At 57.1% G+C, this 21929-nt stretch carries 20 protein-coding genes and 1 pseudogene; 8 read left to right on the plus strand and 13 right to left on the minus strand.

From position 1 onward, the window contains the following. Window positions 1-35: 35 nt before the first annotated feature. The 13 genes from ACI2JR_RS11260 to ACI2JR_RS11320 all read right to left on the minus strand — a co-directional run bounded on the left by ACI2JR_RS11260 (window position 36) and on the right by ACI2JR_RS11320 (window position 12936). On the minus strand, window positions 36-821 hold the full coding sequence (locus ACI2JR_RS11260) for an ABC transporter ATP-binding protein (RefSeq protein WP_462478561.1): 786 nt from the start codon (window positions 819-821) through the stop codon (window positions 36-38). Further along, window positions 806-1603, minus strand: a complete 798-nt coding sequence (locus tag ACI2JR_RS11265; protein ID WP_462478562.1) for an ABC transporter permease — start codon at window positions 1601-1603, stop codon at window positions 806-808. The genes ACI2JR_RS11260 and ACI2JR_RS11265 overlap by 16 nt, the downstream gene beginning before the upstream one ends. Then, window positions 1600-2436 (minus strand): ABC transporter permease, encoded by an 837-nt coding sequence (locus ACI2JR_RS11270; RefSeq protein ID WP_132725020.1) that lies wholly within the window; start codon window positions 2434-2436, stop codon window positions 1600-1602. The genes ACI2JR_RS11265 and ACI2JR_RS11270 overlap by 4 nt, the downstream gene beginning before the upstream one ends. Then, on the minus strand, window positions 2433-2795 hold the full coding sequence (locus ACI2JR_RS11275) for a 4Fe-4S dicluster domain-containing protein (RefSeq protein ID WP_132725022.1): 363 nt from the start codon (window positions 2793-2795) through the stop codon (window positions 2433-2435). The genes ACI2JR_RS11270 and ACI2JR_RS11275 overlap by 4 nt, the downstream gene beginning before the upstream one ends. Beyond that, window positions 2796-4409, minus strand: a complete 1614-nt coding sequence (locus ACI2JR_RS11280; RefSeq protein ID WP_462478563.1) for an FAD-binding protein — start codon at window positions 4407-4409, stop codon at window positions 2796-2798. Then, window positions 4393-5484, minus strand: a complete 1092-nt coding sequence (locus ACI2JR_RS11285) for an ABC transporter substrate-binding protein (protein ID WP_132725026.1) — start codon at window positions 5482-5484, stop codon at window positions 4393-4395. The genes ACI2JR_RS11280 and ACI2JR_RS11285 overlap by 17 nt, the downstream gene beginning before the upstream one ends. A 329-nt stretch (window positions 5485-5813) precedes the next feature. Beyond that, a complete protein-coding gene (locus ACI2JR_RS11290) occupies window positions 5814-6173 on the minus strand; it encodes a hypothetical protein (RefSeq protein ID WP_462478564.1) in 360 nt (119 codons plus the stop codon). Window positions 6174-6303: 130 nt separating this feature from the next. Beyond that, window positions 6304-6555, minus strand: a complete 252-nt coding sequence (locus ACI2JR_RS11295) for a hypothetical protein (protein ID WP_132725030.1) — start codon at window positions 6553-6555, stop codon at window positions 6304-6306. A gap of 340 nt (window positions 6556-6895) precedes the next feature. Continuing rightward, entirely contained in the window at window positions 6896-8239 is a 1344-nt protein-coding gene (locus ACI2JR_RS11300) for a fimbrial protein (protein WP_462478565.1), read from the minus strand. Beyond that, window positions 8236-8952 (minus strand): molecular chaperone, encoded by a 717-nt coding sequence (locus tag ACI2JR_RS11305; RefSeq protein ID WP_462478566.1) that lies wholly within the window; start codon window positions 8950-8952, stop codon window positions 8236-8238. The genes ACI2JR_RS11300 and ACI2JR_RS11305 overlap by 4 nt, the downstream gene beginning before the upstream one ends. 37 nt (window positions 8953-8989) lie before the next feature. Next, on the minus strand, window positions 8990-11596 hold the full coding sequence (locus ACI2JR_RS11310) for a fimbria/pilus outer membrane usher protein (protein WP_462478567.1): 2607 nt from the start codon (window positions 11594-11596) through the stop codon (window positions 8990-8992). Window positions 11597-11698: 102 nt separating this feature from the next. After that, on the minus strand, window positions 11699-12280 hold the full coding sequence (locus ACI2JR_RS11315; protein ID WP_462478568.1) for a fimbrial protein: 582 nt from the start codon (window positions 12278-12280) through the stop codon (window positions 11699-11701). A gap of 35 nt (window positions 12281-12315) precedes the next feature. After that, on the minus strand, window positions 12316-12936 hold the full coding sequence (locus ACI2JR_RS11320) for a hypothetical protein (RefSeq protein WP_462478569.1): 621 nt from the start codon (window positions 12934-12936) through the stop codon (window positions 12316-12318). 1249 nt (window positions 12937-14185) lie between these two features. On the opposite strand from ACI2JR_RS11320, the gene ACI2JR_RS11325 reads away from it, so the two are divergent. The 8 genes and pseudogenes from ACI2JR_RS11325 to ACI2JR_RS11360 form a co-directional block, all read left to right on the plus strand. Then, window positions 14186-14683, plus strand: coding sequence for an RNA polymerase sigma factor (locus tag ACI2JR_RS11325; RefSeq protein WP_462478570.1), 498 nt, complete (start codon window positions 14186-14188; stop codon window positions 14681-14683). Further along, a complete protein-coding gene (locus ACI2JR_RS11330; RefSeq protein ID WP_462478571.1) occupies window positions 14680-15723 on the plus strand; it encodes a FecR family protein in 1044 nt (347 codons plus the stop codon). Before ACI2JR_RS11325 ends, ACI2JR_RS11330 begins: the two co-directional genes overlap by 4 nt. 73 nt (window positions 15724-15796) lie before the next feature. Beyond that, on the plus strand, window positions 15797-18139 hold the full coding sequence (locus tag ACI2JR_RS11335; protein ID WP_462478572.1) for a TonB-dependent siderophore receptor: 2343 nt from the start codon (window positions 15797-15799) through the stop codon (window positions 18137-18139). Next, a complete protein-coding gene (locus ACI2JR_RS11340; protein ID WP_462478573.1) occupies window positions 18139-18324 on the plus strand; it encodes a hypothetical protein in 186 nt (61 codons plus the stop codon). Before ACI2JR_RS11335 ends, ACI2JR_RS11340 begins: the two co-directional genes overlap by 1 nt. A gap of 39 nt (window positions 18325-18363) precedes the next feature. Continuing rightward, window positions 18364-19026, plus strand: coding sequence for an ABC transporter substrate-binding protein (locus ACI2JR_RS11345; protein ID WP_462478574.1), 663 nt, complete (start codon window positions 18364-18366; stop codon window positions 19024-19026). After that, window positions 19023-20942: a Fe(3+)-hydroxamate ABC transporter permease FhuB gene (gene fhuB / locus ACI2JR_RS11350; protein WP_462478575.1), complete on the plus strand. Its 1920-nt coding sequence runs from the start codon at window positions 19023-19025 to the stop codon at window positions 20940-20942. The genes ACI2JR_RS11345 and fhuB overlap by 4 nt, the downstream gene beginning before the upstream one ends. Window positions 20943-21054: 112 nt before the next feature. Further along, the gene (locus ACI2JR_RS11355) at window positions 21055-21447 is read left to right on the plus strand and encodes a VOC family protein (RefSeq protein ID WP_462478576.1); all 393 of its coding nucleotides are present in this window, start codon (window positions 21055-21057) and stop codon (window positions 21445-21447) included. Window positions 21448-21638: 191 nt separating this feature from the next. Beyond that, window positions 21639-21911 (plus strand): annotated as a pseudogene (locus tag ACI2JR_RS11360) (nucleoside recognition domain-containing protein); the annotation flags it as partial. Window positions 21912-21929: the final 18 nt, after the last annotated feature.

Raw genomic sequence — 21929 nt, forward strand, 5'->3', positions numbered from 1 at the left:
GCCCATTGCGCGGCAAGTCCATCTGCCGCCACCGCTCACACATCCAGCGCCCGCTGTATCTCACGCTTTATCTCCAGCAGCGCGGGATCGTCCAGCGATCTTGGGCGTGATAAAGCAACCTCATATTGGTTATGCAAACGGCCGGGACGCGGCTTCAGGACGATAATCCGGTCAGACAGATAGAGCGCTTCGTCAATATCGTGCGTCACCATGACCGTAGTAAGTTGATTTTTTTCCCAGACCTGCAGCAGCTCTTGCTGTAAACGACGGCGCGTCAGGGAATCAAGGGCGCCGAAAGGTTCATCGAGCAGCAATATTTCGGGGTTGGGCGCCAGGCAGCGCGCAATCGCCGCGCGCTGCGACATACCGCCGGACAGCTGATGCGGCCAGGCTTTCTCAAACCCTGACAACCCGACCAGCTCAATCAACCGGGCGACGCTCTGCCGGTTTTGCTCCGTCGCGCCTCCCTGGCGCTTGAGACTAAGCAGAATATTGTCTTCAACGCTGAGCCAGGGCAGCAGTCGATGATCCTGAAACACAATCCCGCGGGATAAGGACGGCGCATCAATCGGCACGCCGCTGACCAGAACCTGCCCGCTATCGGGCCGATCCAGGCCGGCCAGCATGCGCAATAGCGTGGATTTCCCGCAGCCGCTGGGGCCAATCAGGCTGACAAACTCCCCCTTTTTCACCGTCAGGGAGATCCGATCCAGCGCCTGAAAGATGCCTTCGTTAACAGTGAAATAACGCGACACGTCAACAATGTCGATGGTCTGCGTAGGGTTTGCTGCTGAAGCGACAGGAATTAATGCGTCAACCACGGTGTTATTCTCCGGGATAAAAGTGCAATCGCACGGTTTAACAGAATGCCAACGACGGCCAGCGTGAATACGCCCACAATCACCTTGTCCATATCACCGTACATACGGGCCGCCGCAAGATAGATACCTAAGCCATCGCCCAACCCATTAACGTAGCCGGTCCCGACTAAATATTCGGTGCCAATGGTCCCGAGCCACGCGATGGTGAAGGCGGTTTCCAGTCCGCTCACCATCGCCGGCAGCGCGGCGGGAAGCGTAATACGCGTCAATATCTGGATGGCGTTGAATTCAAGCAGGTAACCCACTTCGCGATATTTTTCCGCGACCTGACGGCAGCCTTCGCGCGTGCTAAGCAGCATCGGGAAAAAAGCGCCTAGCGAAATCTCGGTAATTTTCAATCCTTCGCCGGTGCCGACCCACGCGCTTAATAGCGGGATCCATGCGAACAGCGCAATCTGCTGTAGCCCGTTAAACGTCGGTGAAAACAGACGGTGGGAGAGGCCGTTGGTTCCCAGCAGCATGCCGACCGCCAATCCGGCCAGCCCGCCAATCAGCAAACCGGCCAGCGCACGCAGAACCGTGGCGCTAATCGCCAGCGGTAATGAGCCATCGCCAAGGCTTTGCCATAGGGTATGCACTACCTGAAGGGGAGAGACCATAATATTGGCATTCATCGCCCGGGCGTGGCTCAGCGCCGCCCACAGCAGCAGCAGGCCCAGTGGCAAAATCACGGCGCGCCAGCGGCGGGAAAACGCCACCTTGCGCCCTTGTATCTGGCTCATGACGCGCCCTCATCCGCCCAGCGCATCAGGCGTTTTTCCCAGCGCGATGCCAGGTAATCAATCAGCCAGCCGATCAGACCAATAAACACCATGGTGACAAACACCACATCGAGCTGGAAGGCTTTACGCCCCCACGTCATCAGATAGCCAATCCCGGCGGCGGAGGCGATCATTTCCACCAGAACGAGCGCTTTCCAGCCTTTGCTCAACGACAGGCGCAAACCGGTAAAAATAGCCGGGGCAATGGCGGGTAAATAAATAATCCGCAAGCGCTCGCTGCCGCTCAGCTCAAGCGCCCTGGCGACATCGCGGTATTTTTGCGGCAGATCGCGCGCGGCGTTATAGCTGGAAATCAGCACCGGCAGAAAGCAGGTTTTCGCGATGAGTACAAACTTCAGCGTTTCCCCGATACCAAAAATCAGCATAAAGAACGGCAGCCAGCCCAGCGACGGTACCAGGCAAATCGCGCGCACCGTCGGGCCAATATACTCGTCGGCAGCGCTGGAGGTGGCAAAAAGCAAACCACAGGCCAGCCCGAGCGTACTGCCGACCAAAAAGCCGCCCGTGAGACGAAGCAGACTGATGCGTAAGGCTTCCCCCAGCTCGCCGGAGTGAATCAACTCAATCGCCGTTTGCAGGGTGAAAGACGGCGCCGGCAGGATCTGCTCCGGCATCCATGCGAAATCGCTGGCGACCTGCCATAGCAGCAGGATAAACGCCGGAAAGACCAGCGCCAACAGGCTATTGAATAGCCACGGATAGCGTCTGGTTGCGACCCGCCGCGGCAGTTGTTCGGACGCCTTTAGCGTTTGAGGGATGACGATGCTTCTCATGATGACGACTCCCGTTGCCTCGATTGCTGCTGACGGTACAGTTCACGAATGCGATAGGTTTGATCGTTTTCCGCTCCGCCGGCGCGCCCCTGCTTCCAGCCAAGATTAAGCGCGTACTCGCCCATATGGCCGGCGCGAGACACCGTCTCCTCTCTCACCTGGGCGCTTTTTTCCGCATCCGGGGCGACGTACAGCGCATCCGTCGGGCAGTAGATTTCACACATAAAGCACGTCTGGCAATCCTGCTGACGGGCGATGATCGGCGCCCGTCCCTGAACGCTATCAAATACGTTGGCAGGACAAACGGTGACGCAGCGATCGCAGGCAATGCAGGATGCTGCAGAGATAATTTCAATCAATTACTCCCCCTCCGGTAACGCATGGCTGTCCCACGCGGGCGCATTCAGGCCATGAATAACGATGCGTTTAGCGAACGCCGGCTGGCTATGCGGACGATCCAACAGGCGATGAATGCCCCGACTCTCCTGCCGCAGCAACGCGGCTTTATAGGACCAGCGGGAGACCTTCAGCAGGGAACGAGCTTCGCGTCTGCGCAGCAGTTCAACCAGCGAATCGCTGGCGCTGTAGCCGTATAAGCCGAGTGATTTAGAAAGACCGTTCAGGCGGCTGAGCGATTGACTGATGCCCGCCGACGTGCGGAAGAAGTTCTTATTCAACGGCAGCATTTCGTCGCGAACGGCATCAAGAATGGCGGCCGGCTGCTGCGCATCGGCGCCCGCCCCGCTGCCGTACAGGTCGTAGCCCAGTCCGCCTACGTTCAGCAGCGGCGTCTGGCGATGCCTTTGCCGACGTGCGGCGGCCAGCGGTTTTAGTTTCCCGGCGGCGCGGGCCGCCGCGAGACCCGAGGCGCGCCCGCTGGCGATAGCCCAGGCGGCGTTGGGGCCGCCGCCGCCGCTGATCACGCCATTCATACCTTCACGGCTGGCGGCATCGCCGGCGGCGTACAATCCCGCAACGTCCGTCGCGCCGTGGCTATCCTGCAAGCGCAGTCCTCCCAGGCCGCGCACCGTCCCTTCGCAGCGCAGCACGACTTCAAACTTGTCGCTAAACGGGTTGATTCCCTGGCGGTCAAACGGCACAAAGCAGTTGGGCTGCGACTGGCGCAGGCAGGCCTGCAGCGGCGGGTCAGCACGGTCCAGACAGGCGTAAACCGGCCCGCTAAGTAAGGCCTGCGCCAGCGCCGTCTGGCGGTCGCCTTCAATCGCCAGCACATGACCATTGGCGTCGTAGAAGGTCGCCCACTGATAAATGACGCCTTTGTTCATGGAGGTATGGACCGGCGTAATCCCATACTGAGCGCTATATTCCATGCCGGACAGCGCCGCTCCCGCCTCCATCCCCATCACGTAGCCATCGCCAGTCAGCCCGGTTGCGCCTAAAATACGTTCGCCGAACGCGCAGCCGCCGGTAGCCAGCACCACGCTGGAGGCGGTCACGCGCCAGAAGAAGTTTTTTTGCCGGTTCAATCCCACCGCGCCCGCCACGCCATCGGCATCCTTCAGCAGCGCGAGCGCGGGTGAATGGTCCATAATCGTCACGCCCGCTTCACGTGCCTTCTGGCGCATAAAACGCATATAATCCGGGCCGCGCAAATTGGCCAGATAGGGGTTGCCGCCGTGGTCGTGCGGGAACGGATAGCCCCAGGCAAGCAGCTGTTGTAAACCTTCCCAACAGCCCGCCAGGGTACGCTGCATCACTTCAGGTGCCGCCAGCTCGCCGGTAAGCCGACGGCGCCGGGCGATCTCATCTTCCCGCTGCCCGGGCGGAACGCACCAGGTGCCGGTATTGGAGGGCGCCGTCGCGCCGCTGGTGCCGAAATATCCCTTATCGGCAAGGATCACCCGACATCCGCTACGCGCCGCTATCAGCGCCGCCCATGCTCCCGCCGGGCCGCCGCCGACCACCAGCACATCGGCGCTCTCCTCAACGATCTCGCTATTGGCTCTGGACATCAGGTTCTCCGTTCGCCGCTTTTTTGGTCCACAGGGAGGTATAGCCGTACTTTTCAATGGCGCGATTCAGATAGCTCGGGTCGACCCAGGTCGATACATCAATGTCGCGGCGAATCAGCTTACTCTGCTTCGCAAACGCAATCCCGCGGCGCAGGTTCGCCAGATAGTAATCATCCAGCAGCGGGCTGAGACGATCCTTTAACAAATCCCCTTTATAGTCCGTCTCCAGACTGTTGGCCGGAACTTTGGTCAATGCCCACCAGGCGAAAACCTGCGGGCGATTCTTCTCGTCAGCGACAAACGCGGCGGCTTTGACGAAAGCGTCGACAACCCGCTGAGTGGCCTGCGGATACTGTTTAAGGAAATTATTTGTCACCACCAGCGAGCCAAAAATATTGGCAGGGTCGGATTTGCCTTTGGTGGTGTAGATCTGCGTGGCGATGCCTTTATCCAGCAGCGTCAATACGTCAGAGGTGCCGACGATGACGTCAATATCGCCGGAGGTCAGGGCGGAAATTTGGTCGGCGGATTTTAAGTCGAAGAGCTGAATATCGTTTTCCGTCAGCCCCTGTTCCGACAACAGCGTCGCCAGCGATAACTCCAGAATCGTCCCGCGCGAAACCGAGACTTTTTTTCCTTTCAAATCCTGCAGGCTTGTGATCGGCGAATCTTTACGCACCACCACGTAAATGGGGCTACTGCCGTAAGAGGCAAGTACAGTGGTGCCTAAACCCGATCCCCGCCCGACGATGTTAGGTAAGCCGCCGTAATTAGCGAAATCCAGCTGTCCGTTGGCTAAAGCTTCATTAATTGCCGGACCGGTTCCCTGTGGAAACTGCCAGTCAATTTTGACGTTGTCTTTAGCAAATTCGTCTTCCAGATAGTGCCCCGCGCGCACCACACCGATGACCGCCGAGCCGTACGGCGTGCCGTAGGGATTGCCCTGCCCCGCAATATGGATAACCGATGGCAGTTGTTCTTCGGCATACAGAGGGCCTGAAAATCCGAGCATCAAGGTGAACGTACCCAGCAATACCTTCGTCAGATAGTGTTTTTTTATCGTATTTATAAACAATTGCCATCCCTCTGGTGGTGACCGATTGATTGGTTAAAAAATGATAATAAGGCATAACATTTGTGTTACATATGCCAATAAAATGAATGTAATTGGGATTTATTGATAAACAGGCAGGCGGTTGTTTACCTGGATCGCGGCGGGATCGCCGCGATCTGACGAGGGAGAAGGAGAAAAAGAGGGTAAGGCTGGCGAGGTTCTACGCTCTATCCTGCAGCTATGCCATCAAGGCGTGTATTCCAGTCGCGGCGGCTAACCCCTGTATGGCGTTTGCGCCATACAGGATATTTGTACGCTCAGAGACTGACCGTGTGGGCAAGACCGTAAAGCTAATCCAGGTCGCGGTGGCATTGATGAATGATGTCAGTCAACGCGCTTTTTACCTGCGGGTCTCTTTTATCGTAGAAGAAACTGACCAGCGTCTGTTTGCCCGATTTTCGCATATCCATATTTACCACCGCCTCATCGCCTCTGAGAAGGTGATACCTTTTATTGCCGTTGGGCAGCGGATCGTCTTTTTCAACATAAAAATGCTGGCGGATGGACTGATACTGAATACATTCGTGGGTGCGTTCTACGCTGGCGGAGAAATATTCCTCTTTCAGTTCGGTGTTTTTTACCTTATCGACAAGGCCAGAACACCCTGACAGCATAGCCAGCGCGGCGGACAGATAAATTATCTTAAACATCAGCTTTCTCTTTGGGTTAAAAAGCGGCTCATACAACTCGCTACCGGCATGATTGTCCGGGAGCCAGCATCAACCGACCATCAACAATAACCACAAAGATACTGCGGCAAACCGTGGACGACCGGCGTATTTACGCCCCGCCGCGCAGCATCGTGCAGAAGGCGCAATGGCAGCCGGGAACCGGGGTCGCGCTACAGGTGCCTAAGGTGGAAGTCTGGAAGCCGGCGTCATTGTGGCTATAAAAATTGCTGACGATGTTATCTTCCGATTTTTTCAGCTGTTCTGCGCTGACCTCTGCGATGGTCACGTTTTTTGCCTGGAAGGCAAAGGCCGCCGGGGAACTGAAGGCCACGGATAAAAGTACCAGACGATAAATTTTCATAATAAGAACGCATCCCGAAGCAATGATTAAGCAATAAACCCTACCACAGCGCCTCACCCGTGCCAGCGTAACGTTTCACGGAAAAACACATTGTTACAATATAACACAACAGGTCGACATTCCGTCATGACCTCAGCACTTTTTAGCCCGGCAGGCTCTCCTTCCCTCAGTCAGGGTGGTCTGAAGAAAAAAGATGTTCTTCATTTAATAATATCAATCGATGAGCAATATTTATTCTGTAATGGATATTCGTCTTCAGGCTCCCCGCCGGCACAAGCGGGATCTCCGCGGTAAAACAGGAGTCATCCCGGCTGGAGATAACAATCTCCAGCCCTTCGCCTCAGTCATACACCATAAACAGGTTGACCGTTCCGGTGACCGGCCCGGTATATGGGATGTTCGATCGGGTGATCGCCGCTCGCTGGATATAGCGCGCCTGCAGGGTTGCCCTTGAATAGCTTGTCGACGTGAGCGTATAAACTTTATCACTCCCCGCTCCGGTAACCAGCACAGTACTTCCATGGTTACCAAGATTGATGGCTGGGCCGTTGATATCAACATGAGCGTCGCCGTACAGCAGTTCAATTTCAAGACCGTCGATCTTGTTCCCGGCGGCGGCGTCGTACAGGCTGATATTATGGGTAGCCAGAGGAGAAGCGCCGGCATCTTCAAAGCGCATCCGCACGTTTTCAGCCATCCCGACACATTCCAGATCTAACTGCAGTGGAATCTTTAGCCCGAAGGCCGGCTCGCCGGACTGAGCTATCGTATTGGCGGACCATTCTCCCATGTTAAGAGAGTAATGGGGTGAACGTTGAGTACTCAGTTTGCAGGTAGGACGCACCAGGGTGATCCCGCTTCCGCTGAGAAAATGCGTCGGCGGGTTAGTGTTTACGTTCGCCGGCGCCGGCGCCATCCAGGAGTTAAAAAGATGGCTGACGGATAAGGGGCCATACGCCGTCACGGGGCCGGTTTTGATCAGCTCGGCTCGTAAAGAGAAGGTGAGGCTCGAGGTTGGCATAAACCAGCGCGTGACGCCGCCTTCAGTACGCGTGTCCAGCATTCTTAATACCATGCCGGCCTGTCCTGACGTCGGGCCGCAGAACTCATGTTCCACTCCGGTGGCCGCAAAAATAGCCCCGCCGCAAACATCAAAGCCAGATAACCGAATATAGGGGAAATCGGCGGCGTTATTCCCCAGTAGCGACGTATCTGATTTGATAAAAAACTGAATTCCGACGCCTTCGACCGAGGTCTTAAGTATGCCGTTTCCCGCGTTCGCGCCTGCAAGGTTAAACCCTAATCCGGCAAGTGCGTAACTGGGATCCATTATGCTAACAGCAGCATCCGTGCCCGCGATTTTCCAGGTTTCACTCTCGATCCCACTGCCGCTACAGCTGATGGAAAAGGTGACATTGAAGTCCGCATAGCTCCACGCCCCGATAATGGAACCAAGGGGAACGGAGTTGTCCGCAATGATCGAACGCGGAACCGAGAACGGCAAACTATCAGGATAGGTATAGACGCAGGTTCCCGCGGACTGCCCGTTACTACTGCTCTGGCTGTCATTCCAGATATAGTGTCGGGATGTAGTCCAGGCGACGGCCCCAGGCGCAAAAGCCTGCAGCAGCAGTGCCAGCAGAACGCCCGCGAATACGCGCCCTCCGTTGTTGTATATCGTCATAATGCCAGTTCCACCCGGTGTTCCTCACCCGCCCCGCCCCAGTCATGGATACCGCTCCACGTCACGATGACCGGGCCGCTCCTCAGCGCCGACGGCAAACGATAGCGTTCGCTGCCGAACGGCGGCGGCATCCGGTGGCGATCCTCCAGCAAGGCGCCGTTGCCTTTCCCCACGGTCAAGCGCCCGAAGCTGACGTAATAGGGGGTCGGATTGGTCGCCCGCAGCCAGACGCTGGCGCCTTCCTTTTCAATACTCCAGCGAAGCTTCCCCGCGGCCTCGCGGGCGTCGGTCGAATTGAGGCCCTGCGGACGGACAAATACCTTCAGGCGGCTGCGGATGGCGATCACCAGCTTATTCGCCCCTTCCCCCTTCGGCGGGATCTCCTGCAGCGACAGCCAGTAGGCGGATTCTCTGTCCTGCGCAATGGCCCCAGGCAGCACCACGAGCCGGAATCGCCCCTGCTTTTTCCCCTCAAGTTTCATTACCGGCGGCGTCAGGACCAGCGGAATGTCATGGTCATTTCCCGCGAGGTCTTCCAGCCAGGCCTGCGCCAGGTAGGTTTCATCGCTGTCATTAACGACCTCAACCGGCGTTTCCCGATCCTGCGCATAGGCCACAATCCGCGTCAGCTTCGGCCTCACGGCCCCCTGAGCGGGCAGGCTAAGCAACATGCCGGCCAGAACGGCGGCAACCACTATGTTTACTGATTTCATCTGCTGACTCTTTCGTTTCGTTGTCTGGGGGGAATACTCAGAGGCATTCCAGCGTTATTTTCTGGTGTAAATTCTCAGGTTTAAGCTGCTCATTCGTCGGGGCCGGCAGGGTCGCCCGGCACTGCTCGCTCGCCGTGTTGCCCCATTTCACCCTCAGCGCCTGGGCCTGGCGGGTATCCAGCCCGGTCAGCCAGGTCAGCCCTTTCTGACCGACAATCCCGGCCTCTTCCGCTTCATTCTCCACATACACCAGCGCACCGATGGGAATACGCTTCTTACTGCCGATCGCCACCAGGGCGCGTCTGCCGCCGCGCGTGGCAAAACGCAGCCGCACGGCCGCGCCCTCTGACGGCACAACCTTACGGGAGGACTCCTGTAGCTCAGCGCCATCGGCGGCGCGGGTATCGAGGGTCACCTCGTTATAGCGATACGGCGTCAGCCAGGTCACCATCGCGCGGCCTTTACTATCCGTCCGCGCGCTACTGGCGCCTGAAACGCGAATGCCTTCCGCTCCCGGGGTCTCCACGATCGCCACCGTATTCCCCAGCGACGGCGACAGAATGACGCCACCTTCATAGAGCGTCAGGCCGCCCGTTATTCCGGCGGAGTACTGCCGGTAATCGCCGCCCCGGCTGAATCCACCGGTCAGGCTGGCTTTGCTGGCATTCCAGCCCAACGATAGCGCCTGGCTATAGTCGCCGCGCGGATCGCGCTGGACGTTTGCCGAATAATTCAAGGCATTGCCTGCGCTGGTGCCCGCATATCCCAGCGTCTGGCCGTATTGATTATCCCGGTTGCGGCTCAGGCCGTAGCTCAGGAAACCGGCATCCTGGCCGCCGGGGCGCCGTGACGATAGCGGCAGGCTGATGGACAGCCCGAGCTGGTTATCGCTGATATGATTGTTCCGGTTATAGGTCAGGGAGAGCGAAACGCTGGCATTGCCGACGGTGGTGCCGGTCCCGGCGCTCAGGGAGGTGTTTTTCTCCCGGGTGCCATAAAAACGCTCCTGGCTGAGCGTCAGATACAGGCTGCCGACGGCCTGCAAATTCTGGCTGACGGTCGCCTCCATCCGGTTACGGCGCCGCCGTTGCCAGAAGGCGCTATCCGGAGCATTGCCATCGATATCGCTCAGACTCTGGCGCGACAGAAACTCCGCGGGGTCGAGAAACGAGGCCGACTGATACTGGTAGCCAAGCAGCTGCAGCGAGGTGCCGGTGGCATCAAACTGACGGGCATAAAGCAGCCGGGCCGCAGCCCCTTCGCGTTGACGCTGGTCGCTCCAGGTTTCCTGATAGCGGGCATGCGCCACTTCAGCCGAAAAAGCGCCAATTGCGCCAATGTTCCAGGCCGCGCCGAGGGAGAGCATCTGGTATTTTTCCGCCACCAGCGCAGAGCTGTTCAGCGTGACGCGTTCAAGGCCATGCTCCAGCGTGGCGAACAGCAAAGGGGGTTCCGTTCCCGCGCCGTGCGGGTTGCGCCACCTCCCCGCCGCCAGGCTATAGCGCGTTGAGCCGGGGCGCAGCATTCCTGGCAGTGCGGTATAGGGGACGCGGAAAGTCTGAATCTGCCCGTCCGACTCCTCGACAGTAACATCCAGATCGGCCCCGACCTGCGCGGTATAAATATCTTCCAGCGCAAAGGCGCCCGGCGTCAGCAGCGTGCTGTAGATCACCCGCCCGCGCTGACGCACGCTCAGGCGGGCGTTGGTGCGGGCCACGCCGCGGATAACCGGCGCATAGCTGTACTGATTATCCAGCGACATCCGTTCGCTGGTGGCCAGCGAGATGCCGCGCAGCGGCAGCGAGCCGGCCATGGTCCCGTAGGTGCGGGTGTAAATTTCCCCGGCCTGCAGGCTGCTGCGCAGGGCGGCGATATCCCGGGCGAGATAGCTCCGGTCATGGTTCGCTGTCCAGCGTCCATCGTTATCGCGATTAAACGAGTCCATGCTGTACAGACGCCAGGGCCCGAGGCTACCGGTGGTGTTGAGGCTGAGCCAGGCGCTGCTGGAAGAGAGATCCTCCGTGCGCCACCCGGCTCCTGAGGAACCTTTGAGCCGTGAAGAGTAAAAATAGCCGCTGTACGAAGTGCGCAGGCTGGGCACGCCGTGATCCCATTCGGCAGGCGAAATCATGGTAAACCGCTGCTTGTCCACCGCCTCCTGAGGCACGGTAATGTTCAGCGTCTGATTTGTATTATCGTATTTCAGCGATGAAGCGGGGATTCTCTGCGGCAGATCTTCACAGCGGGCCTGAGCGGCCTCTGCGCGACCGGATGGAGTGATATTTTCCGTGTCGCGGGTGACCCATCCGGAATAGAGGCCGACACGGATGCCAAATTCCTGAAGCTGAGTTTGGGAAAGACAGGGAATCACCGCCTTCCCGGTATCCACAAAATCAATCTCAACCTTACTGTCGAAACGTTCATTGACCACAATATCCGTCAACCTGCGGCCGGGCAGCAGCGAATCCTGGTTAATAAAGACCGCCTGCGAGACACCGTTTTTACCCCGACGCAAAAAAGCCTGTTCAAATTCGGTTTCTCCCCACGCACCGTAGCTGAAGAACACCGGACAAATAACGAGTAGCCGACACCAGCGCAGCGGAGACTCGTTATTGTTGAAATAGCGCGGTAAATAACGATACATGCAATCATCTTCCCCGGCATTGGGCAACATACAGTCAAAATCAGTCGCCGAGAAAAGCCGGCACGCCGGCTTTTCTCATTGGCAGAACGGTTGTTACAGGCGTTAGAAATAGGAGATGACGTAGTCGGCAACGCCTGTCACCGGGCCGGACGTCACCGCGGTACTCAACGACTTATACGCCGCCAGGTAATTCAGGGTCACCGCCCCCGCAGAGCCGGTAGGCAACGCGACGCCAGGATCGATCTGCGTGCCGCCGTTCAGGTGAATCGGCGCACTTTGTGATGTGAGAATCGCCACCGCCACGTCGGCAGCGCCGCCGGATGTGGTATTACGCATTACCGTACTGTCGCCGACAGCCGGTGACCCGGTGGTAAATGTCGCGCGGATGCTGTTCAGCCCCCCGGCGGCCTGACAGCCGGTCAGTTGAATAGTAAACGCCGTATGGCCAGCGTAGGTGCCGGAGGCGTTATTCAGGGTATCGGCCGAGACCGGCGGAAGGTTAACGATAGTCGTGTGCCCCGGCGTGCCTCCGGCAGGCGCCACCCCCACATGGGTAGTACAGGCGCTGGAGGTTACCGTGCCCTGAAAAGTAATCGTGCCATCCACCGCGCTGGCATTCATTGAAATGCCCGCCAGAGCCACTGCCGCCGAAATGATCGCCATGCGTGTTGTCTGCTTTTTCATATATATCCCTTAACAACTGAAATTATAAATAGTCTTCATCCTGTAACGGATAACCGCTGAGTTGGAGAATTGGATTTCGTCTCGAAGTTAAATCTCCTTAATAACGATAGAATATCTCTGGATAACAGTACTTCATGATCTGTCGTCCGTGACAGACCCGTTTTTTTTAAAAGAACCGTGCGCTGATAGTAGAGTTTTTTTATATTCCACCCGGAGATCTCAGCCAGGTTGGTTATCTTTTCGCCTTGGGTCAAGAAATCCATCGCAACAAGATTTTCATAAGTAATACGTTTCCTCATAAAAACGGCTTTCTCGATCTGCCGCAGCACAACAAAGAACGCCTCTGCCGTGACATTGCTGGCCAGTATCCAGGGAAGCGCACCTGTGGTTTTCGCATTTACGGTGAAGAAGGGTATAAACAAAACCTTCGCCAGAAATACCTTTGGTAATTTCATCAGATCGCGCCGGATGTGGATATTACGGACGGCGATCACCAGAACATCCCCAGGTTTAAGCTGATTATTTATTTCACGCATCAACTCCACCATCGACATTTCATCGGTATGATATATAAATGCAAAAATTTCTTTCTGGTTAAACAACCCTCTTACGCCAAGGAGAAAATACAAATTATCTGATACGATATGATATTTCATTTTCTCTCTTAAAAAGCCACAGAAACACATGCATCGCGAGATACATTTTAATACATTCAGAACCGCTTTCTTACACCCCCAGTTAAAACACAGCGCCAGAAAATTTCCTAACAGTTTTTAACGCCGCTACGGAGTGGATTTAATAGATAAAACATATCATTTAGAAAGTCGCCCCACCCCATTAAAATTAAAATGATTAAATACATGGAAAAATAAATCTTATTTTTTAGTAATAATCCTATAAGCAGATTGACATAACGAATGACAACAATATGATTAGACACTGATTCCATAAAAAATATTGATATATATCAATTTAAAAACATCACATCATCTAATGAAAACGATCAGCCCGTAAAATTCATATCATCAATACCAACTACCGTCCTACGGCGATATTTTTCCGCCTGGACAAAAAATATCAAATGACAATCCCCCAGGGGAACAAAACGAAATAAGAAAACTTCCATACTCGAAAGCTGACAATCGAGAAAAATAGCCACTTAAGAAAATCATGCTGTGATTTTCATTTATTTTAGTTTTATTTAAATAACTTTATAATACTAACAGTTATTTTCATAAGAATAATAATTAAACTAAGAGAGAAAAATCTCAAAACAATAATAACTATCGAAGCAAAGAAAACAATCAGCGAAAACTATCAAGAATAGCCGGGCATTTACCTCGAACCAACAGCGCAGCAACATCAGAGAAATTAATATATAAATGATTCAATAGGTTTTATGCCTTGCCATTCAGCTAGCTGATGTTTTCAGCCCACGAAAACTTATTTCCTGCAATATTTACGCAACACCGAAAAATAAAGTTGTTTGCCTGGCGTTTAATTTCAGCCGTAAAAATAGCCAACCGGTTTGCGCAGCGTTACAGGAGAAATAACGATCGGCATAACAAATGACAACAACTCTTACTCATCGTACCTACATACAGGCAGCAGAAAATAAATAAGTATGCATAGCGGAGAAGGCGCGAAAAATTTATTCCTAGCGAACAGGCCGCAAACGGGCGCCTGCCACATCCTTTTATCTGCTGACGATTCCGCCCCGCGTCATGCTCCCGCTTCACCGTCACCCCGACGCTGGAGCCGCATCAGCGCGCAGGCGGCGAATGACGGACCGCTGGCGATATCCCTACAGTTTCCATCTTGATAACGATAACTATTTTCATTTAAATAGGGCAACCCCCTTTTCGCTAACCCCACGCAGAAATGCGCGGTCGTTGGGAAGCTATCTTGTCAGCGTTTGAGCGTTACTATACGGAACTGTTCCGCTTTCTCAGTCGGAAACTGCGGGACACACACCTCGCCGAGGAGCTTACCCAGGAGACATTCAGCCGCGCGTTGGCCTCTCCTGAAAAGGTTTCATCGCACCGCGGCTTGCTCTACCATATCGCCAGAAATCTTTTGGTCGATCGCTATCGCCAGCGCCACCACCACGCCCAGGAGATGGCGGCGGATGAACTGCTGGCGCCGGGTCATGAGCAGCCGGATAGCCTGATCGAGAAACAGCAGTATATCGACCGCCTCGTTGCCACCATTGAACAACTGCCGCCGCGCTGCCGTGAGGCATTTATCCTGCATCGAATTGACGGCCTATCGCAAAGCGAGGTCGCCAGCAGAATGGGCATTTCAACCAATATGGTAGAAAAGCATATTATTCGAGCCATGCTGGCCTGTCGCACCTGTCGCGACAGCTGGCGTGAAGAACCGCCCACAAGGAAGCCGCGATGACCCATCAAGATGAGCTGACTATTGCTGAACAGGCGATCCGCTGGCTGCTCCGCCAGCGGGAAGGTATGACGCCCGCCGAGAAAACCGATTTTCAGCGCTGGCTGCAAATTCCGGCGCATCAGGCTGAATACGACGACCTTCGCGAACTGTGGCAGGAGACGGCACGCCTGCCGCTTCGCGATGTCGCACATCGGCGACCGGTCACCGCGCGTCGTTCGGTCTGGCGTCCTCTGCGCTGGGGTTGCGCGCTCTTTTTGCTGGCGGCGATCCTCTTTTTCCCCCTGCGCCACGAGTTTGCTGCGCCGATCTATAGCGCCAGCTGGCACACCGGGCGCGGAGAGATCCGGCAGATAGACCTGCCCGACGGAAGCACCATCTCCCTTGATGCCGGGACGCAGTTAACCGTACGCTATTTTGCCCACCGCCGGGAGGTGGTGATGCCGCAAGGGCAAGCTTTCTTTAAGGTTGTGCACCAGCCGCAACGTCCGTTCGAGGTGCTCAGCGGCCCGACCCGGGTCACCGTGGTCGGTACCGAGTTCAGCGTACGCTATCTCCCACATACCCTGAGCGGCGACGGTACCGATATCGCCGTCAGCACCGGCGCCGTGCGCGTCGGCCCGCGCGGGATCTGGCAAAATCGCTGGTGGCGCGCCATGCAACATCTGCACTTGCCGCAGGCTGCTCGCTATCTGACCGTGCTGCGCACCTCTGAACGCGCTACCAGCGATGCGCAAGGTATGCTGGCTTCTCGTCCCCCGCTTCCGGCGGAAAATATTGCCGCATGGCGTGACGATCGCATCGTTCTGGAAAACATCCGCCTGGATATGGCGCTGGCGGAATTCGCCCGCTACACCGAGGTGCCTCTCACCCTTGACTCCCCGGCCGTGGCAGCGCTGCGCGTCAGCGGGAGTTTTGCGATCGCCCGGGTGAACAGTTTTGCCACCGCGCTGCCGCGCGTACTGCCGGTAAAAATAAAAAACAAGGATAATCAATATATTATTAGCTTATCTTCAGCGGCAGTAAAAAATAATCAAAACTGACGTCAGGGTTTTCCCGCGCGCTTCGTCTTCAGAAGAGAATGATTATTATTCGTCAAAACTCTGGGGATGAAGAATGGCCTTTTTTTCCGTTTCGCGTGCGTTTCGTACCTACCATATTGCGCTGGCGGCAGCGTTACCGGTTTCTGGCGTTTATGCGGCGGTAACGCTGAACGTCGCACTGCCTGCGCAGCCGCTGACGGCATCATTGAATCAGTTAGTCAAGCAGGCTAACGTTCAGCTGATTGCCGCCCCCGCCACCCTTTCCGGCAAAATCGCCCCAGCCGTTTCCGGCTCGATGACGCTTGACGCCGCGCTCGGCCGGCTGCTGGCAGGCAGCGGACTGAGCTGGACGTTAAACGGCGATACGGTTTCAGTGACACCGGTCGCCGCGGGCGAAGAGACGATCACCGTCACCGGGGGGAGCACCGCATCGGCGGCGGTGGCGCAGCAGACCACCAGCGGCACGAAAACGGACACCCCGCTACTGGAAGTTCCGCAGTCGGTTTCGGTGATCACACGTCAACGACTGGATCGCCAGAATGTGCAAAGCGTCACCGAAGCGCTACGCTACGTACCCGGCGTCAAGACGGAGACCTACGGCGTCGATCCTAAAGGCTATGACTGGATCTATATCCGCGGCTTCAACGCGCTGACCACCAATGATTACCGCGACGGCCTGCGCCAGCTCAACAACAGCTACAGCTATTTCCGTACCGAACCTTACGCGCTCGAACGTATCGATATCGTCCGCGGCCCCTCATCGACGCTGTTTGGTCTGGGGGACGCCGGCGGGATTATCAATCGGGTCAGTAAAATGCCGGATGCGCGCGGCGTTCACGAGGTGGAAATTCAGCTCGGTAATTTCAACCGCCGCCAGGCGCAGTTTGATGTCAGCGATAAGCTGGATGAGCAAGGCCAGTGGTTGTACCGGGTCGTGGGGCTCGCCCGCAATAGCGATACCCAGTTCCAGTATCAGGATGGCCCGCAGGTTGAAGATAACCGTCTGTACCTTGCGCCGACGCTGACGTGGCTTCCCTCCGCCGATACCAGCCTGACCCTTCGCGCGGATTATCTGCGCGATACCTCCGGCGGCACCATTGCCGTCCTGACGAAACCAGGCGGGAAAATAACCGACACGCTGCTCGGCGACTACAGCTATAACCGCTTTCGCCAGCAGCAGTTCACCGTCAGCTATGAGTTCAGCCAGCAGCTGACGGAAAACGTACAGTTTCGCCAGAACCTGCGCTACGGACAAACCGATACCATCCTCAATAACCTGCTGCCCGGCGATCCGGATTTCGCCGCCGGTACGCTGGCGCGCAACGCCGTGCGTTTTGACGAACACATGCATGCGTTCAACGTGGATAACCAGCTGCAGCTGGATTTCAACACAGCCACCCTTGCGCACCGACTGCTGGCCGGAGTGGATTACAGCTGGCTGGACGGGAACGCCAAACGCTTTGGCGCAGTCGCGCCGCCGCTCAATATCAACAACCCGGTCTACGGCGTGGATATCCCGGATCCGACCTATGCGCTCAACGATAACGATCAGACCACCGCGCAGCTTGGCCTCTACTTACAGGATCAAATCCACCTGACCGATAGCTGGCTGCTGACGCTGGGCGGGCGCCACGACGACGTCAGTATGCGCACGCGTAACAACCTGAACGACACGACTTCATGGGTAGATAAAGGGGCGTGGACCGGTCGCGCGGGGCTAACCTGGCTGTCGGGAAGCGGCCTCGCCCCTTACATCAGCTATGCCGAGTCGTTCGTACCCAACAGCGGGAGCGATAGCCAAAATCGAACCTTCGAGCCCAGCAAAGCGCGCCAGTACGAAGTCGGGGTGAAATATCAACCGGACAGCCGTCTGCTGATGACCCTGGCGGCGTTTAACATCAGCAAAACCAACGTCCTGACCAATGAAATCGTCAACGGCGTGGCAACCGGTTATCAGGTCGCCTCCGGAGAAGTACGCTCCCGCGGCATCGAGTGGGAAACCCAGGCGCAGATCGCGGAAAACGTCGATGTGCTGGCCTCGTATACCTGGACCGATGCTGAAATCAGCAAAAGCAACAATGGCGACCGGGGGAAACAACAGGCTAACGTGCCGAAACAGATGGCCTCAGCGTGGATGAACTACGCGTTTCACCAGGGGGCGCTGGATGGACTGCTGCTCAGCACCGGCGTGCGCTATATTGGCAGCATGTACGGCGATAACGCCAATACTCTGCCGGTTAAAAACGTCACCCTGGTCGACGCCGGAGTGAAATATCAGGTGAATAAGCATATCCAGCTGGGTTTCAACATCCAGAACCTGCTGGATCATCACTACGTCGGAACCTGCGATGGCGACACCAGTTGCTATCCCGGGCAGGAACGAACCTTCATCGGCTCACTGAAGCTTAACTTCTGATGTCAAAAGGAATCAGCCGCCGCGCCTGCCTGCAGGCGCTCATTATGCTACCGATGGTGGCGCATGCCGGGATGACGCGTCTGGATAGCCGCCGGATTGTCGCCATTAACTGGGCCGCGGCTGAAACGCTGCTCAGCATTGGCGTGACGCCGCTGGCGATTTCCGATAGCCGCTATTTTCGCTGACGGATAATCCAACCCGTTCTGCCGGCAAGCGTACTGGACGTGGGTCCTTTCTGGGAACCGAATATGGAAATGCTCGACGCCCTGCGCCCCTCGCTGATCCTCAGCGACGTGCTGCCCGCCGCCATCATGGCCAAAATGGCGACCATTGCGCCGGTGGAAACGGTCAGCGCCTACTCCACGCCCGGCGATTTGTGGCGGGGGTTGGGTGACTGGACGCGACAGCTCGCTCATCGTCTGGACGTCGGCCCTTGCGCAGCGCGCTGGTTGCAATATGCCGAGACGGAAATAGCGGCGTTACGCCGGCGTCTGGCCGCCCGTGAACGGGCAAAAATCCTGGTAATGGTCCTCGATCAGGATGGTAAGTACGCCACGGTCTATGGCCCCGGTAGCCTTGCCGATGCCGTTTTACGCCAGCTTGGCCTCACCAATGCCTGGCAAAAACCGGTCAGCGCAATCCACGTCGCGCGCGTGCGTATCGAAGCGCTGGCGGACCTCCCCTGCGACTGGCTTTTTTATACTGAGCTGCCGACGACGCTGACCCGCCTGATGTGGGCCAGACAAGCTAACGGTTTGTGGCAGCATCTGCCGATCGTTGCCGCGCGCCGCGTTTCCCGGCTGGAACACTTTTTCCCCTTTGGCAGTCTGGCCACCGCTCTTGGGCTGGCCGGACAAATAGCCCGGATCCTGGGAAGCGTCAAATGAGGCCCTCGCGCGCGATAGCCGGCTTTTTTATCTGCGCCGCGGCCGCCATCGTCTTAACCGGCGGGAATTATCTGGCGCTGGTGACGCGTTATCCCGCATCGCTGGCCTCGCTCCTGCTGGAACAAAGCTTCCTTCCCCGCGTCACCGTCAGCCTGCTTTGCGGCGCGGGGCTGGCGCTGGCGGGATTACTGTTCCAGCAGGTATTACGCAACCCTCTGGCCGAGCCGGGTACGCTCGGCGTTGCCGCAGGCGCTAACCTGGCGATGTCGGCTGCGCTGGTTTTCGCTCCGGGCCTGCTGACGCTCGGCTTGCCCACGTTGGCGCTGCTGGGTTCAACAGGGGTCATACTGATTCTTCTCTGGTTGACCGCGGGCCGTCAGTTCGCGCCGCTCAGCGTAATTCTGGTCGGGATGGTGCTCAGTCTGTACGGCAACGCGCTGAATACGCTACTGGTGCTATTCAACCACGATTACCTGAGCGATCTCTTTAGCTGGCAGGCCGGCGCGTTAACGCAAAGCGGCTGGGCCAGCAGTAAAGCGCTGGCCGTTGCGCTGCTGCCCGCACTCCTCATCAGCCTGCTTCTGCTGCGCCCGCTGACCATCCTCGGCTTATCCGGGCAACATGCCGGCGCATTGGGCGTTTCGGTCCTGCGGATTCGCCTCATCACATTAGGTACTGCGGTGGCGCTCAGCGCTATCATCACCAGCCAGGTGGGGATCATCAGCTTTATTGGTCTTGCGGCGCCGGCCATGGTCAAGGCCGGGGGGGGGCGCCGTTTAGGCCAGCAGCTTGGCGCCACCCTTGTCACCGGCGCGGTACTCCTGCTCCTGGTCGATCAGCTGGCCTTGCGTTACTCCCCCGCCGCCGGCGATATTCCGGCGGGAGCGGCCACCGCGCTGTTGAGTGCGCCGCTGCTGCTGATGCTGCTCCGTCAGCGCTTGACCGGCGGCGTAGTGTCTGTGAGCGACAGCCGGGCACGCCCGCCATTAAAGCGCCGCCATGTGCCGCTTCTGATCCTGCTGCTGGCGCTGGCGATACTCGCCTCTCTATGGCTCAACCGGGAGCCGCCGGGCGCCGTGGCCGCTCACCTGCTGGCATGGCGCTGGCCGCGAATGGTCGGCGCGCTATGCGCCGGAATGATGCTGGCATGCGCCGGGGTGCTGATTCAACGTCTGACCGGCAATGTCATGGCCAGCCCTGAGCTCACGGGTATCAGCAGCGGCGCCGCGCTGGCGGTGCTGCTGACCGTCCTTTTTACCCCTGCTCCGCTGACCCTCCTGCTGCCATCCGCGCTGTTCGGCAGCCTGATCACGATTGCTTTGCTGTTTTTATTTGGCTTACGTAGCCGGTTCAGCCGACAAAAAATGGTCCTCATCGGGCTGAGCCTGACCAGCTTCGCCGGGGCGCTAAATATGGTGCTGATGTTAAGCGGCGATCCGCGCGCGCTGATGTTGCTGAACTGGAGCACCGGCTCCACCGCCAATATTGACGCCGCGCTGGCCAGCGGCGCGCTGATCGCCACCGCCATCCTGTGCCCGCCGGCGCTGATGATGCAGCGCTGGCTGACGCTGCTCGGGCTGGGGCAGCTCACCGCGCGGTCTGCGGGCATGTCGCTGCGACGCAGCCAGTTACTCATTTTGCTGCTGACCGCGCTGCTTACGGCGGCAGGCACGCTGCTGGTGGGACCGCTCAGTTTTGTTGGTTTGCTTGCCCCACAGTGCGCGAGGGTGCTGGGAGCGCATGCTTTACGCCAGCAGTTGGTAACGGCCGCGTTAGTCGGTGGACTGTTAATGGTGCTGGCAGACTGGCTGGGGCGCAATATCGCCTGGCCATGGCCCGTTTCGGCAGGCTTGCTGACCGCCTTTATCGGCGCGCCGTGGTTTCTATGGCGGCTACGAAAAACCGCCACTCACTGATATAGTCATGTCGTCCGCCCCGGGCATATCCGTCCGGTCCGCACAAGGTCATCGCCCCCCACAGATAGCGCGTGGAGCGGGTTGACGAAAAAGTAACAAGAAAGGTGTTGCGATGAAAAAAGATATTGTTTACGTATTCCACCATTTTGGCATTCCCGTTCGGGACGGTGACACCAGCGGGACTTACAGTGAAAAAGCGGGGATGTATACCGCGGATAATCCGGGGAAATTCCGCGTGCAGTGGCATCGTTTTGATGCCGACTCGCCGCTTCATCCGCTGCTGCGAACGGTACCGCACGTGGCCTTTAAGGTGGATAATCTGCTTCAGGCCATCGAAGGCGAAGAGGTTATTCTGGGCCCCTATGAGCCAATTGATGATTACTTTGTCGCGGTCATTAACGATGCCGGGGTGCCGATCGAACTGATTCAGACCTCGCTGGATGATGATGAACTGTGGTCGCGGGCGCGCAGCGGCCGGGGAACCCTATATCGAAATAATGACTGAGCGGACATAAGTTTTCATTTAATCACCGGGCGGGGAATATGATTTTCTTATTTTCATCCTGAAACCGACCGATGCGAAACGGTGAACGGCGCGAAGCCATATCAATTCCTTCCGGCGGGGATTATGATTGACGTTTATTATTCTTTCGATATGCGGTGATTGAGAAATAAATGGATCTTATCGGCATTATTATGTCGGCGGGAAAATCCTCCGTTGATGTCGCGCTTTATACGTTGTTACCCATTATGGTGGTCATGCTGATCATCATGAAATATCTGGAAGTGCGCGGCGTACTGGACGTTATCGTCCGCTGGGTCGCCCCGCTGCTCAAGCCTTTTGGCCTCGGCGGCATGAGCGCATTTGCGCTGATTCAGATAAATTTCGTCAGCTTTGCCGCCCCGCTGGCCACCTTATCGATCATGGATAAACGCGGCGTCTCGGACCGGCAGATGGCCGCCACCCTCGCCATGGTTTTTGCCATG

The organism is Klebsiella sp. NPDC088457, from assembly GCF_044900465.1.
Classification (GTDB): Bacteria; Pseudomonadota; Gammaproteobacteria; order Enterobacterales; family Enterobacteriaceae; genus Klebsiella.

Bases quoted from the DNA above. Each gene is read 5' to 3' on its own strand.
- ACI2JR_RS11265 (WP_462478562.1), bottom strand. From the start codon at position 1,603: ATGAGCCAGATACAAGGGCGCAAGGTGGCGTTTTCCCGCCGCTGGCGC.
- ACI2JR_RS11270 (WP_132725020.1), bottom strand. From the start codon at position 2,436: ATGAGAAGCATCGTCATCCCTCAAACGCTAAAGGCGTCCGAACAACTG.
- ACI2JR_RS11280 (WP_462478563.1), bottom strand. From the start codon at position 4,409: ATGTCCAGAGCCAATAGCGAGATCGTTGAGGAGAGCGCCGATGTGCTG.
- ACI2JR_RS11290 (WP_462478564.1), bottom strand. From the start codon at position 6,173: ATGTTTAAGATAATTTATCTGTCCGCCGCGCTGGCTATGCTGTCAGGG.
- ACI2JR_RS11295 (WP_132725030.1), bottom strand. From the start codon at position 6,555: ATGAAAATTTATCGTCTGGTACTTTTATCCGTGGCCTTCAGTTCCCCG.
- ACI2JR_RS11300 (WP_462478565.1), bottom strand. From the start codon at position 8,239: ATGACGATATACAACAACGGAGGGCGCGTATTCGCGGGCGTTCTGCTG.
- ACI2JR_RS11305 (WP_462478566.1), bottom strand. From the start codon at position 8,952: ATGAAATCAGTAAACATAGTGGTTGCCGCCGTTCTGGCCGGCATGTTG.
- ACI2JR_RS11310 (WP_462478567.1), bottom strand. From the start codon at position 11,596: ATGTATCGTTATTTACCGCGCTATTTCAACAATAACGAGTCTCCGCTG.
- ACI2JR_RS11315 (WP_462478568.1), bottom strand. From the start codon at position 12,280: ATGAAAAAGCAGACAACACGCATGGCGATCATTTCGGCGGCAGTGGCT.
- ACI2JR_RS11320 (WP_462478569.1), bottom strand. From the start codon at position 12,936: ATGAAATATCATATCGTATCAGATAATTTGTATTTTCTCCTTGGCGTA.
- ACI2JR_RS11330 (WP_462478571.1), top strand. From the start codon at position 14,680: ATGACCCATCAAGATGAGCTGACTATTGCTGAACAGGCGATCCGCTGG.
- ACI2JR_RS11335 (WP_462478572.1), top strand. From the start codon at position 15,797: ATGGCCTTTTTTTCCGTTTCGCGTGCGTTTCGTACCTACCATATTGCG.
- ACI2JR_RS11340 (WP_462478573.1), top strand. From the start codon at position 18,139: ATGTCAAAAGGAATCAGCCGCCGCGCCTGCCTGCAGGCGCTCATTATG.
- fhuB (WP_462478575.1), top strand. From the start codon at position 19,023: ATGAGGCCCTCGCGCGCGATAGCCGGCTTTTTTATCTGCGCCGCGGCC.
- ACI2JR_RS11355 (WP_462478576.1), top strand. From the start codon at position 21,055: ATGAAAAAAGATATTGTTTACGTATTCCACCATTTTGGCATTCCCGTT.